The sequence below is a fragment of the Arcobacter defluvii genome, assembly GCF_013201725.1.
GTDB classification, from domain to species: domain Bacteria; phylum Campylobacterota; class Campylobacteria; order Campylobacterales; family Arcobacteraceae; genus Aliarcobacter; species Aliarcobacter defluvii.
Genome location: NZ_CP053835.1, coordinates 1,193,983 through 1,207,600, shown reverse-complemented (window position 1 = coordinate 1,207,600; position 13,618 = coordinate 1,193,983). Strand labels below are relative to the sequence as shown.

11 protein-coding genes are annotated in these 13,618 nt (G+C 24.5%); 9 read left to right on the top strand and 2 right to left on the bottom strand.

Translation table 11 applies throughout. The features are described 5' to 3' along the window. The first annotated feature begins 46 nt into the window (after positions 1-46). The 5 genes from ADFLV_RS06085 (at position 47) to fliP (ending at position 5,324) form a co-directional block, all read left to right on the top strand. A complete protein-coding gene (locus tag ADFLV_RS06085) occupies positions 47-1,921 on the top strand; it encodes a flagellar hook-length control protein FliK (RefSeq protein WP_129011058.1) in 1,875 nt (624 codons plus the stop codon). 2 nt (positions 1,922-1,923) lie between these two features. Beyond that, positions 1,924-2,247: an EscU/YscU/HrcU family type III secretion system export apparatus switch protein gene (locus ADFLV_RS06080; protein ID WP_014473962.1), complete on the top strand. Its 324-nt coding sequence runs from the start codon at positions 1,924-1,926 to the stop codon at positions 2,245-2,247. Positions 2,248-2,309: 62 nt separating this feature from the next. After that, positions 2,310-2,750: a hypothetical protein gene (locus ADFLV_RS06075; protein ID WP_014473961.1), complete on the top strand. Its 441-nt coding sequence runs from the start codon at positions 2,310-2,312 to the stop codon at positions 2,748-2,750. Continuing rightward, the gene (mrdA, locus tag ADFLV_RS06070) at positions 2,747-4,534 is read left to right on the top strand and encodes a penicillin-binding protein 2 (protein ID WP_014473960.1); all 1,788 of its coding nucleotides are present in this window, start codon (positions 2,747-2,749) and stop codon (positions 4,532-4,534) included. The genes ADFLV_RS06075 and mrdA overlap by 4 nt, the downstream gene beginning before the upstream one ends. A gap of 61 nt (positions 4,535-4,595) precedes the next feature. Next, on the top strand, positions 4,596-5,324 hold the full coding sequence (gene fliP, locus ADFLV_RS06065) for a flagellar type III secretion system pore protein FliP (protein WP_129011059.1): 729 nt from the start codon (positions 4,596-4,598) through the stop codon (positions 5,322-5,324). A gap of 13 nt (positions 5,325-5,337) precedes the next feature. Here fliP and ADFLV_RS06060 read toward each other — a convergent pair whose 3' ends face one another. Further along, positions 5,338-7,131: a sensor histidine kinase gene (locus tag ADFLV_RS06060; RefSeq protein WP_129011060.1), complete on the bottom strand. Its 1,794-nt coding sequence runs from the start codon at positions 7,129-7,131 to the stop codon at positions 5,338-5,340. Positions 7,132-7,140: 9 nt separating this feature from the next. After that, positions 7,141-8,013 carry a sulfurtransferase gene (locus ADFLV_RS06055; protein WP_014473957.1) on the bottom strand — a complete coding sequence of 291 codons (873 nt, stop codon included), beginning with the start codon at positions 8,011-8,013 and terminating at the stop codon, positions 7,141-7,143. A gap of 256 nt (positions 8,014-8,269) precedes the next feature. On the opposite strand from ADFLV_RS06055, the gene ADFLV_RS06050 reads away from it, so the two are divergent. The 4 genes from ADFLV_RS06050 to ADFLV_RS15205 are packed head-to-tail and all read left to right on the top strand — an operon-like array spanning position 8,270 to position 13,612. Beyond that, positions 8,270-9,619, top strand: coding sequence for a TolC family protein (locus ADFLV_RS06050; protein WP_129011061.1), 1,350 nt, complete (start codon positions 8,270-8,272; stop codon positions 9,617-9,619). Then, positions 9,619-10,377 carry an efflux RND transporter periplasmic adaptor subunit gene (locus tag ADFLV_RS06045; protein ID WP_129011062.1) on the top strand — a complete coding sequence of 253 codons (759 nt, stop codon included), beginning with the start codon at positions 9,619-9,621 and terminating at the stop codon, positions 10,375-10,377. Before ADFLV_RS06050 ends, ADFLV_RS06045 begins: the two co-directional genes overlap by 1 nt. 9 nt (positions 10,378-10,386) lie before the next feature. Continuing rightward, complete coding sequence (locus tag ADFLV_RS15210; RefSeq protein WP_129011063.1) at positions 10,387-11,946, top strand: efflux RND transporter permease subunit; 1,560 nt, start codon at positions 10,387-10,389, stop codon at positions 11,944-11,946. Between the two features lie 10 nt (positions 11,947-11,956). Next, positions 11,957-13,612 (top strand): efflux RND transporter permease subunit, encoded by a 1,656-nt coding sequence (locus ADFLV_RS15205; RefSeq protein WP_129011064.1) that lies wholly within the window; start codon positions 11,957-11,959, stop codon positions 13,610-13,612. The last annotated feature ends 6 nt before the right edge of the window (positions 13,613-13,618 follow it).

The following is a 13,618-nucleotide window of genomic DNA, read 5'->3' as shown; positions in this document are numbered from 1 at the left end:
CTAAAAAAGTGTTTAATTCCTGTTTAGATTATGTTATACTTAACTCATGTTAGTTTCAAATAGTACTTTATTAAATATTCTTACTACAAATGATAACAAAGTTCTAAAAGATGTATTAAAAGAAGCAGATACTAAAAGTTTAGAACAAATGGTTAAAAATAACTCTACATCTGCAACTGATGTATTAAAAGAGTTATTTACTAATCTAAAAGATGGAACAAAATCAAACACAACTATTGAAAATATTTTAAAAAATTCTAATATTTTTAAAGATTTAGGAAATGTATCTTCAAACTTATCAAATTTACTTGAAAATATTTCTGAAGATGAAAATTTACAAAAATTTAAACCATTAATTGAAAATTTTTTAAAAAATATAAAAGATATGGATGCAAACACACTAAAAGAACAACTCAAAAATTCAGGTGTATTTTTAGAATCAAAATTATCACAAAATTCAAATACAAAACTTGAAACTATTTTAAATCAAATACAAAATTTAGTAAAAGATATAAATACACCTCAAGCAAAACAAGTAAATGAGCTTTTAAATAAACTTTTACAAACTCCACAAAATAGTAATCAAACTACAAATACAAATGTAGAATTTACTAATAATTTAAAATCTCTTACAACAGCTTTACAAAATTTAAATAGTTCATTAACTCCAACTCAAACACAAAATTTGTCAAATCTTACTACTCAACTAAATTCTTTGGTAAATAATGGCTCTTTAGTAGAATCAAAAGTAGAAAATAGTGTTTTAAATCAAATTCAAAATTTAGTAAAAGATATAAATACACCTCAAGCAAAACAAGTAAATGAGCTTTTAAATAAACTTTTACAAACTCCACAAAATAGTAATCAAACTACAAATACAAATGTAGAATTTACTAATAATTTAAAATCTCTTACAACAGCTTTACAAAATTTAAATAATTCATTAACTCCGACTCAAACACAAAGTTTAGCAAATCTTTCAACTCAACTAAATTCTTTGATGACCCAAGATGCTCCTTTACAAAATCTACAAGCAAAAGAAGTGATTAATACACAAACTAAAGAGTTATTAGGTCAAATTAAAAATGATATTATTCAAAGTCCTATTTTTCAAAATAAAAATATTTTACCAATGATTGATAATCTTTTAAAAATGCCTGATTTATTTGTAAAAGGTGAGAATTTACAAAATCTTCTTACTTCTTCAAATAATTTAAGTACATTTTCAAATAATTTTGCATCAAATTTAACTCCTCTTTTAAACAATTTAAAAGAGAGCTTAGAAGTATTAAATCCTAATAATTCAAATTTACAAAATCATCTAACAAAATTAGTAGATAAAGTTGAACATATAATTCAAGATATATCAAATAATCCTAAAACAGATGTAAAAATTACAGATGATATGAAATCTGTTTTATTACAAATGCAAGATGATTTATCTTCAAAAACTGATGCAAAATCTCAAGATATATCAAAACAAATTGATAAACTTTTAACGCAAATAGATTATCATCAATTAACTTCTTTAACTTCAAATTCAAATTATGTTTATCTTCCATTTTTTTGGGAAATGATGGAAGATGGAACAATAAATATGAAAAAAGGTGAAGAAGATAAATTTTATTGTCAAATTAATCTTACATTAAAAGATTTTGGAAAAGTTGATTTAATGCTGGGATTATATGATAAAAATAAACTTGATTTAACAATATATGCCCAAAGAGAACATTTCAAAGTTGCAATTAGAGATAATATGCAAAAATTAAAAATTGCTTTAAATAGTGTAAATTTAATTCCAGTAAATATCAAACTTCTTGATATGAATGAAGATGAAAAAAAAGAGAATAAACCAACACAAGTCTATATGAATAATGCCTATAATCAAAGTATTAGTTCTGGAATTGATATAAGAGTATAAAAATGCAAGAAAATATAAATAAAAACTTTGTACAAAAAGCCGTTGCACTAAAATATGATATTGAAAAAGATAATGCACCAAAATTAACAGCAAAAGGAAAAGGGGAAACTGCATCTAATATCATAAAAATTGCAAAAGAAAATAATATTCCTATTCAAAAAGATGAAGATTTAATAGAACTTTTATCTCAGATTGATATTGATAAAGAGATACCAGGTTCTATGTATAAAGCTGTTGCAGAAATTTTTTCCTTTATTTATGATTTATCAAATAATAAAAAAGATATTGATGAAAAGTTAAAAAATAAAACACAAAATAGAATTTGAGGTTTTATAAGAGTTTTTATAATATAATCATCACTCAATCAAAAAATAAAGCATAAATTTATATGACAAGAAACAACCTAGATAATCCATTATTTTTATTTATTGTATTAGTTATTGCAATTACTGTTAATACTATTGCATCTATACATTTTTTACTTATAATGCTTGCTGGAATAATTTTTACAGCTTTTTATAGATGTTTAAAAAAAAGATATTTGTATTCATTAACTTTTGTTATTTTGGCATTTTTATTTATCGAAATTAATAGTGGATTAAAACCATTTTCATTAAGCCTTTTATCTTTATTTATTTATATTTTTATTCTGCCAAAAGTTGATAATTCAACTTCATATAATTTAACAAATAGTTATATTTATATACTTTTTTTCTATATTGGTCTAATTATTATGTGGTCTTTATCTTTTGGTATGGATGAACGAATATTTTTATCATTAGTTGTAAATTTAATCATAGATTTAATATTTTTTGGAGTCTTTCTTTGAACATAAGATTAAACATAATTTTTTTAATAATCATAGCAATAATAGTTACCCTACTTTCAAGAATCTATTTTTTAAGCATAAAATCAAATACATATTATGAAGAATTGTCTAAAAATAACTACATAAATAGAGTTAATAAAATACCTATTAGAGGAATTATTGAAGATAGAAATGGTGAAAAATTGGCCATTAATGAAATGGGTTTTTCTGTATTAGTAAAACCACATTTAAGTTCATATAAAAATAAAGAACAATTAGAAAAAACTATTGATTTAATTGTAAAAAATTTACCTCAATATGAAAAAGATAAATTAATAAAAGAGTATAAAAAAAATGATTCCTCATATAATCATGATTTTATTCAAATAATTGATTTTGTTCCTTATGAAGAATTTTTTTCAAAATATACCATTTTAGCTTCAGAAGATGATATAAAAATTGAATCTTCATCAAAAAGATATTATCCACAAAAAGAAGTAGCTTCACATATAATTGGTTATGTAGGTAAAGCCTCAAAATATGATATTTTAAATAATAGCTTATCTTCATATAATGGAATTATTGGGAAAAATGGTTTAGAAAAATATTATAACTCAAAACTTCAAGGAGAAATGGGTTACAAAGATGTTAAAGTAAATGCTTTAAATCAAGAAATAGAAATATTAAATGAAAAAGAAGCTTCAATTGATAACAATATTAAAATTACTCTTGATATAAATCTTCAAAGATATATTCAAGAGTTATTCACAGGGAAAAGTGGTGCAATTGTTGTAATGGATGCAAGAAATGGAGAATTACTTGCTGCAGCATCTTTTCCTGAATTTGATAATAATATCTTTGCAAGAGGTATTTCTGTAAAAGAATGGAATGAGATGAGAAACGATTTTAACCATCCTTTTACAAATAAAATTATAAATGGTTTATATCCTCCTGGTTCAGTTATAAAAATGGGAGTTGGTTTATCATTTTTAGAAAATGGTATCAAAGAAAATTTTACAGTAAATTGCTCTGGTTCTCTTCCTATTGGAAATAGAAATTTTAGATGTTGGAAATCAACTGGACACGGAACAGTTAATTTTAGAAAAGCAATAAGTGAAAGTTGTGATGATTTTTTTTATAAAGGAAGTCTAAAAATAGGAATAAATAAAATTTCTCACACTTTAGATAAATTAGGATTTGGACAACAAACAGGAGTTGATCAAATAAATGAGTTTGTAGGAGTAAATCCAAATAAAGAATGGAAAGAAAAAAAGTACAATCAACCTTGGTACGTGGGAGAAACAGTTATCACATCTATAGGTCAAGGGAATATGTTAGTAACACCTCTTCAAATTGCAAGATATACAAGTTATATAGCTACAGGGAAACTTCCAAAACCACATTTTTATAAAGCAAATTATGAAGAACCTAAAGAACTTGATATTCCTTCATCATATTTGGATATTATGAGAAAAGGTATGTATGATGTTTCTTATGCACCAAAAGGAACAGCAAGCAGACATATTAGATCAAAAGTTACAATTGCATCAAAAACAGGTACAGCTCAAGTTGTATCTATTCCTCAATCCGAAAAAGTTAGAATGAAAGAGAGCGAGTTAAAATATTTTGAAAGATCTCATGCGTGGATTACAACTTATGCACCATTTGAAAATCCACAATATGTAGTAACAGTTATTGAAGAGCATGGAGGACATGGTGGAGAAGCAGCAGGTGATATAGCAAGCAAAATTTATGATAAATTATATGATTTAGGATATATCTCTATTCCTGAGCAAACTAAATAATGAATACCCTTTTAAAGATTTTTTAGATAATATTGGCTTCATTTTTTAAATAGGATTTTTTTTGAAAATTATAATTTCTCTTTTGTTTTTTTCTATTTTTGCATTTGCAGAAGATACAGCACCAATTGTAAACTTATCAGTTGCAGCACTAAATGAACCAGCACAATTTGTAAAAACTATCAATATTGCGATTATTCTAACTTTAATGGTATTAGCTCCAACGTTAATACTTATGGTTACTTCATTTACAAGAATTGTAATAGTATTTTCTTTATTAAGACAAGCAATGGGATTACAACAAACACCTCCTACTCAAGTTGTTATTTCTTTATCTTTAATTTTAACTATTTTTATTATGGAACCTTATGCAAAACAATCTTGGAAAGATGGTATAGTTCCATATATGGATGAAAAGATTGGTTATGAAGAAGCTTTTGAAAAAGGTGTTAAACCATTTAAAGATTTTATGATTAAAAATACAAGAGAAGCTGATTTAGCACTATTTTATAGAATAAAAAAAGAACCAAATCCTAAAAATATAGATGATGTACCTTTAACTTTATTAATGCCAGCATTTATTGTAAGTGAATTAAGAACTGCTTTTGAAATTGGATTTTTAATATTTTTACCTTTTTTAGTTATTGATATTATTGTAGCTTCAATTCTTATGAGCTTAGGGATGATGATGTTACCACCTGTTATGATATCCTTGCCTATAAAGATTATCTTTTTTATTGTAATTGATGGATGGCAATTAATAATTGGAAATCTAGCACAATCCTTTAAATAAATACATATTAGATTTATTTAAGAGGTAAAACAATAATAAAATTTGCACCTATATAACTTTTATTTTCATACATAAAAGTTTTATTTGAAACTTTTAATTCACCTTTTGATTTATCTATAATTATTTTAGACATATATAAACCTATTCCTGAGCCAACTTTTTTATCTTTTGTACTAAAATGACTATCAAAAATTTTATTTATAATATCTTCTCTAACTCCACCTGCATTATCTAAAAATTCTAAAATTAAATTATTATTTTCTATTTTTGAACTAATTTTAATGAGTTTTACATTTTCATTCAGATTTTCTAAAGAATCTATTGCATTACTTAAAATATTCATATAAACTTGAATAAGTTCATTCTCAAAACCTAAAATAGAAATATTTTTTATATCCTTTATAACTACAATATCTTTCTTTCTAAGTCTTGAAGACAATAACACTAAAGATTTTTCAATAGATTCAGATATAAAGAACTCTTTTTTTTCTATTTTATTGTTATAAAAGTCTCTAAAATCATCTATAGTTTTAGACATATAATTTGCTGATTTCGTAATATTATTTAGTCCTTCTTTCAAGAAATTATCGTCTAAAATATTCAACTCTTTATTTAAAAGAATACCTGAGGTTAATGTAGTGATTGTTGAAAGTGGTTGTCTCCATTGATGGGCAATATTTTCTAACATTTCTCCCATTGCAGCAAGTTTAGATTGTTGTAATAAAAGTTGTTGATTTATTTCTAGTTGGTTTTCTATCTCTTTTTGTTTAGTTGTATCTAAAAAAGATGCTATATAATAAATTATTTCACCTTTATCATTTAAAACTGATTGAATAATTAAATGTTCATTGATAATTGTTCCATCTTTTCTTAAATTATTTATTTCTCCTATCCAGAAGTTATTCTTTTCTAAAGAATCATACATATTTTTATAAAAATTTATATCATGTAATCCTGATTTTAAAATAGCTGGAGTTTTTCCTATAACTTCATCTAAAGTATATCCCGTTATTTTTGTAAATGATTTATTTACTTGAATTATTTTTTGTTTTGCATCAGTTATTATCATTCCACTTTGTGTCTCAAAAGCAGCAGAAGCAACCTTTAATACATAATAAGAATTTTCAATTCTTTCTAACATTTTATTTACTTCTTTATAGAGTTTCCCAAATTCATTTGTTTCATTTGTAATAACTCTTTTACTTAACGCTTCTGTTTTATCAATTCTTTCAAGAAAACAAACTAATTTTAAAATTGGTTCTGTAAATTTTGTAGCAAAAAAATTTGCAAGTAAAAAAGAAACTCCTAAAGCATATAAAAAAATCAAGATTATTATGAAAATGTCTCTTTTAATAATATCACTTAAAGATTCTATTTTGAACTCAAAGGATACAACACCCAAATAAGTTCCTTGATAGATTACTTTATGATAGATTTTTACTAAATTATCAAATTTAAGAATTTTATCAATATTATCAAAATTTATTTTTTCTACCTGAAAACTTTTATTATCTATATTGTACTGAAGTATTGCATTTGCATCTTTTTTGTATAAAACTAACTTTTGAAGATTTGTAAAAGATTTTAATTGAGTCGATATATCAGCTGCTGCTGATACATCATCTAAAAGAATAAGTTTTCCAACATCTTGAGAGATAACAATTCCAATAGTATTTGATAATTCTAAGGTTTTTTTATACTGTTCATTCATATACCAAGAAACAAATCCAATATAACCTAAAGCACTCGTGATTGAAGTTACAGCTAAAATAATAAGAATTAATTTACTTTTTATGGAATCTTTCATATTTTCAAACTACTTTTTAGATGGATTTTCAATTGGAACAGAGTCATCATTTCCCCATTCTGCCCAAGAACCATCATAAACAGCAGCTTTATATCCCAATTCTTGTAAAACTATATAATTTAACGCTGCATCAGCACCACCATCACAATATAAAAGAACTTTTTTATCTTTTGGTATATCTTTATAAATTTCTTTTAACTCTGAAAGTTCTCTCATTTTATTTCCTGTTGTATTTACTTGGAAATTTTGTGTACAAGCATAGTTTTTGGCTGTTGGAATATGTCCAAATCTTTTTGCTATTGATTTTTTACCATCATAATGTTCTTCTTGTCTTCCATCAATAATAGTTTTATTTCCTATTGAAAGTAAAGTACTTAATTTTGTTTCTATTTTTGAGTTATCAATTCTTGGAATAAATTCACTTTTTAAAGCAACTGTGTCTTGTGTTGAAATTTCAAAATTATTCATCAGTTCTTTTCCATAAGCAACTTTTAAAATCCCAACATTTTCATGACCTAAAGTTTGAAGTATCCAATAAAATCTAGCTGCCCAAATAAAATCACCATTATCATATGCAACAACTAATTTTTCTGAATCTATTCCTGCATCACTAAATATTTTTTTTAAAATATCAAGTTTTGGCATAAAAAAGTTTTCATCAAATAAGGATTTTAAACCTGGAATATTTACTGCATTTTTAAGATGACCTTTCTGATATTCATCATAAGGACGTAAATCAACAATTACAACTTTTGGATTATTTATATTTGTTTTTAGCCACTCAATAGGTGTAATAGCTGGTATTAATCTTTCTTGAGAATTTGAATATAAATATGAAATTAAAAGAAAAATCACAAGTGGTATTTTGGACATTTTTTTCATTATAGACCTTTTATACAAAAACTATAAATTTTAAGAAAAAATAGATAAACATAAGTTTAAAATATTTATTAAAATATTAAAAGTTTTTTTATCAAATTTAAAAAAATAATTATATCTATAAAATTCTTTAAATAATCATATATTATAATTATAAAAACTATTAATTATATATAATTTTATTTTATAATATAAATGATATAATTACCTTTTTTACAATATAATATAAGAAACTTAAATTAAAATAGGAATACTTTTTATGCATAAGATTTATTTATCTTTAATCCTAGCAACTATGACTTATGCTCAAAGTGTAAACTTTGATGAAGTTTTGAAACAAACTTTGAAAAATAGTAAAGATTTACAACAACAACAATTAAATATTGATTCTTCTAAACTTGATTCACAAATGATTGATTCTATAAATTATGGAAAATTAGCTATAACTGAAGAATTTAGCAGAACAGATCATGCTGGATATGTTTTTAACTCAAAACTCTCTTCAAGAGAAGCAACTTTTAGAGATTTTGGTTTTGCTCAAATGAATGAAGGTTTAAATACAATGCCTGTAGATTTAAATTATCCAGATGCTAGAAACAATTTCAATACAAAAATCACTTATGACATTCCACTTTTTACTGGTTTTAAACTATCTAATCAAAAAGATATTTTAAAACTTCAAGAAAAAGCAAATGAACTAAAATATAATCTTGATAAAAAAACTTTAGAACTTGAAGTTTTAAAAGCATACAATAGTGCAGTTGTTGCAAAAGATTTTGTACAAGCTTTAGAAAAAGCAAAAATTGCTGTTTCTAAAATAGTTGAAGGTGCAAATGCCTTTCATAAAGAAGGCTTTGTTACAAAGATTGATGTAAATGAAGCAAAAGTTTATGAGCTTAATATAAATGCTAGTTTAATTGAAGCAAAAAATAATTTTCAATTAGCCTTAGCATACCTTAGATTTCTTAGTTCAAATGATGAAATAAATGATGTACAAGAACTTGAAAATAGATATTTTCATTTCCCAAATGAAAAAGAATTATATAAAAAAGCATTAGAAAATAGAGATGAAGTTAAAATGCAAGATATTCAAGTAAATGCAACTAAAAAAAGTATTGAAATAGCAAAAAGTGCATATTATCCAACTGTTTATTCTCATTTAGAATATGGTTATAACGATAATAAATTAACACTTGATGATGATAAAGATTATTATATGGCTTTAGTTGGAATTTCACTTACTTTATTTGATGGAACAAGAGATATTGAAAAAGAGAAATCAAAAATTGAATATGCAAAAGCAACTTTAAATCAAGAAAAATTAAAAGATGCAATAAAACTAGAACTAAAAAAAGCAATTTTAGATTTAGAAGCTAAAGATGCTATTTTAAAAGAGAAAGTTGAAGCAAAAAACTTAGCAAGTAATGTACTAGAGCAAGCAAAATTACAGTATAAAAATAGATTAATTTCTATGACAACTCTACTTTCACAAGAAGCAAATTTTAGAAAAAATGAATCTATGTTAATTCAAGCAAGATATGAAAAATCTCTTGCTTTAGCAAATATAAATCTTATTTTAGGGCAAAATATTAAAGAGGAAAATAACTAATGATAAAAGCACTTTTAACAACACTTTTTTGTATAAATTTATTTGCTGGAAATCAAATAGAATTATCAGGAACTGTAGAATCAGATAATGAAAAAATCATAACAAGCAGAAATATGGGTTACATAAAAGAAGTTTATGTAAAAGAAGGTTCAAATGTAAAAAAAGGTGATATTTTATATGAAATTGACTCATCAAATATTGATTCAAATAAAAAAGAGATAGAACTAAATCTTCAAATTTTACAAAATCAAAAAAACAATATAGAAGTAAATCTAAAAAGATATAAAAATCTATTAGAGCAAGATTTAGTATCACGTTATGAAGTTGAACAAATGGAGTTAAATTTAGCAAATACAAAAAATATGTTAGATATTACAAAAGCAAAATTAAAAGAGATAAATACACAATATGATTATCTAAAAATCAAAGCTCCAAATGATGGATTAATTATCAAAAAATCTATAAAAGCTGGTGAAATGTCGATGCCTGGAATGCCAGCGTTTGTTTTAACTGATTTATCAACTTTATTAATAAAAACAAATATTTCAGAATCAAATCTAAATAATATAAAACTTGGTCAAAAAGTCGATGTTGAAATCACTTCTCAAAACTTTAAAACACAAGGAACAATAAGTGCTGTTATTCCAAATACAGTTGATTTAACGCACTCATTTATACTAAAAATTAGTTTTGATAAAAAAGATTTTAATATCTATCCTGGAATGTATTCAAAAATTTTACTTAATTTAGAAAATTAGGAAGAGTTGATGAATAATAATTTTGATAAAAATTTGAATATCGCAGGAAAACTTTCCTTATCTTTTATAAATCATCCTCTTACAATGATTTTTGGAATATTTATTTTAGCTTTAGGATATATTTCACTTCTAATAATGCCAAGAGAAGAAAATCCACAAATAAAAGTAAGTGGTGGAGTTGTTATAGTTGCACTTCCAGGAGCAAAACCTAGTGAAATTCAAAAAGTAGTTATTGAACCACTTGAAAAGAAAATTAGAGAGATTCAAGGGGTTGAAAATATCTACTCTTTTGCAAAAGATTCAGTGGGAATTGTACAAGTTCAATATTATATTGGAGAAAATAAAGAGATTTCAAATCTAAAACTTTATGATCAAGTTATGAGAAATATGGATTTAATGCCACAAAATACAATGCAACCAATAATAAAAACTATGGATATTGATACAGATATTCCAATAGCTACAATTGCATTTTATAGTGCAAAACAAGATGATAAAGATCTAGTTTCAAAAACTGAACTTTATAATGAAGTTAGTCGTATTTCAAAAGAGATAAATAAAATAAAAAATGTTGCTCTTGTTGATTTGAAAGGTGAACATAAAGACCAATTTAATGTTTTAGTTGATTCAAATAAACTTTCAAGCTATAACTTATCTTTAGGACAAGTTATGAAACAAATTCAAGCTTTATCATATCAAACACCAAATATTACAACAAATACAAATGATAAAAACATTGTTGTTTTTGGAATAAAACAAGCAATTGAAAATGTAAAAGATTTAGAAAACCTAATCATCTCTTACAATTTCCAAACACCAATTTATTTAAAAGATATAGCAACAATAGAAAAATCTTATGATATACAAAATAAAAAAGAGGCTTTGATTTATTTAAGAGATGTTATTGAAGATTTTGAAGAATCAAATCAAATTACTCTTAGTGCTTCAAAATTAAAAGGTTCAAATTCTGTTACAATTAATAAAGAAATCTTTTCTTATATGGATTCAATAAAAGATGAATTATTAGCAAAAAATATAAAATACACTATTACAAGAGATGATGGATATACTGCTAATAATGCTGTAAATGAACTTGTTATGAATCTATTAATTTCTATAATAATCATAGCTATATTACTTATTTTTACTTTAGGTTTAAAAGAAGCAATGATTGTTTCATTGATGGTTCCAATGATTTTATCATTAACTCTTTTTACAGGCTTCTTTTTAGGCGAAACTATCAATAGAATTACACTTTTTGCATTGATTGTATCACTGGGAATGTTAGTTGATGCAGCTATTATCGTAATTGAAAATATTCATCGACATAAAAAAGAGTCTCCAAATACAGATATAACTATTTTATCAATAAATGCAACAAATGAGATAGGAAATGCTACAAATATAGCTACGATTGCTATTATAATGACATTTATTCCTATGTTTTTTGTTGGTGGTATGATGGGTCAATTTATGCATCCACTTCCAGTGTTTGTGCCTATTTCTTTGGCTATGTCACTGTTTGTTGCTTATGCTTTTACTCCATATTTTGTAAAAAAAATTTTGTAAGGTATTTAAAATGAAATTAGAAAAATTTATATATAATATTTTACAAAGCAAAACAAAGTCATATTTAGTTTATTTAATAACTTTTATTTTATTTGTTTTAAGTGTTTTAACTTTTCCAACACACATAACAAAAGCAAAAATGCTTCCAAGTAAAGATTCAGATACTTTTTCAATTTATGTTGACTTAAAAGATGGTTCAAGTTTAAGTCAAACAAAAGAAGTAACACAATGTATAGTAAAAAATCTTCAAAAAGATGAAAACATTACAAATATTTCAGCTTTTTTAGGAGAAGGTCAACCTCTTGATTTTGCAGCATTAGTTAAACAAAGTGCTTTAAAAGATAAAGAATCTCAAGCTGAAATAATGGTAAATATTAAAAAAGCAAAAGATAGAGATATTACAAGTTACAATTTAGTAAGTCAATTAAGAAAAAATGTTCAAGAAAAATGTGCTTTATATAATGCAAATATTAAATTCATTGAACTTCCAGCTGGTCCTCCAGTTCTAGCTTCCATAGTATCTGAAATTTATGGTGGAAATAGTTTCGAAAGTAGAAGAGATTTTGCGTTAAAAATAGCTCAAATTTTAAAACATCAAACAACTTTAGTTGATATTGATGTATTAGCTGATGATGATTTTATAATGTATGAGCTTGAAGTTGATAATAGTAAAGTTATCATGAGTAAAGTTGATTTAGACCAATTAAAAAATATCTTATATTTAGCATTTGAAGGTATGAATGTTGCTGTTGTAAATAATAAAAATATACAAAGTCAGATTCCAGTATTTTTAAGGCTTGATGATTCTAGAACTTTAAAAGATTCTTCAAAAGAGGCATTAATCGCTAAATTAGAAAATCTAAAACTTATGAATAAAGATGGAAATATGATAAATATTTCTGAATTAGTAAAAATAAATGAAATTATAAAAGAGCCAACAATTACATCAAAAAATCTAAATCTAATGATAAATGTTATTGCTGAAACTTCTAAAGATAGCCAAATTTATCCTCTATTAAATGCAAGAGATGAGATGTTAGATACTTTAAATAATGATTATGAAGTGATAAAAACAAACCTTCTAAACCTATCTTTTATCGATAAAAAAACAAAAGAGAGATTTGATTTAGTATTTGATGGAGAATTAAAAGTTACAATTGATACATTTATTGATTTAGGTGGAGCTTTTATCATTGCACTTGTTTTAATATTTTTCTTAATGGTTATGTATTATAAAAGTTTTGCAATATCAGGTGGAATTGTATTATCTAGTTTTATTTCAATTATTGGAGTTATCTTTGCTCATGTAATTATGGATTTAATAACACCAGATACATTTTATTTAACAGCAACTTCACTTATAGGATTTATTGGGCTTATTGGAATAAATTCAAGAAATTCAACATTAATTATAGATTTTTCAAAACAACTTGTAATTGAAAAAAATCTTACAATAAATGAAGCAATAGCAAAAGCAACAGCTACAAGATCAAAACCTATTATTTTAACAGTTTTAACGATGGTATTTGCTAGTGCCTTGATTGCAAATGATGCAGTATTTGGAGGGCTTGGAGTTGCACTAATAGGAGGAACACTTATCTCTTATGTTGTTTCTATGTTTTTTGTGCCTGTTATTATAAAAAATCAGTTAAAAAAGATTTTATAAATCTTT

Bases quoted from the DNA above. Each gene is read 5' to 3' on its own strand.
- ADFLV_RS06060 (WP_129011060.1), bottom strand. From the start codon at position 7,131: ATGAAAGATTCCATAAAAAGTAAATTAATTCTTATTATTTTAGCTGTA.
- ADFLV_RS06055 (WP_014473957.1), bottom strand. From the start codon at position 8,013: ATGAAAAAAATGTCCAAAATACCACTTGTGATTTTTCTTTTAATTTCA.
- ADFLV_RS06085 (WP_129011058.1), top strand. From the start codon at position 47: ATGTTAGTTTCAAATAGTACTTTATTAAATATTCTTACTACAAATGAT.
- ADFLV_RS15205 (WP_129011064.1), top strand. From the start codon at position 11,957: ATGAAATTAGAAAAATTTATATATAATATTTTACAAAGCAAAACAAAG.
- ADFLV_RS15210 (WP_129011063.1), top strand. From the start codon at position 10,387: ATGAATAATAATTTTGATAAAAATTTGAATATCGCAGGAAAACTTTCC.
- ADFLV_RS06075 (WP_014473961.1), top strand. From the start codon at position 2,310: ATGACAAGAAACAACCTAGATAATCCATTATTTTTATTTATTGTATTA.
- ADFLV_RS06045 (WP_129011062.1), top strand. From the start codon at position 9,619: ATGATAAAAGCACTTTTAACAACACTTTTTTGTATAAATTTATTTGCT.
- ADFLV_RS06080 (WP_014473962.1), top strand. From the start codon at position 1,924: ATGCAAGAAAATATAAATAAAAACTTTGTACAAAAAGCCGTTGCACTA.
- ADFLV_RS06050 (WP_129011061.1), top strand. From the start codon at position 8,270: ATGCATAAGATTTATTTATCTTTAATCCTAGCAACTATGACTTATGCT.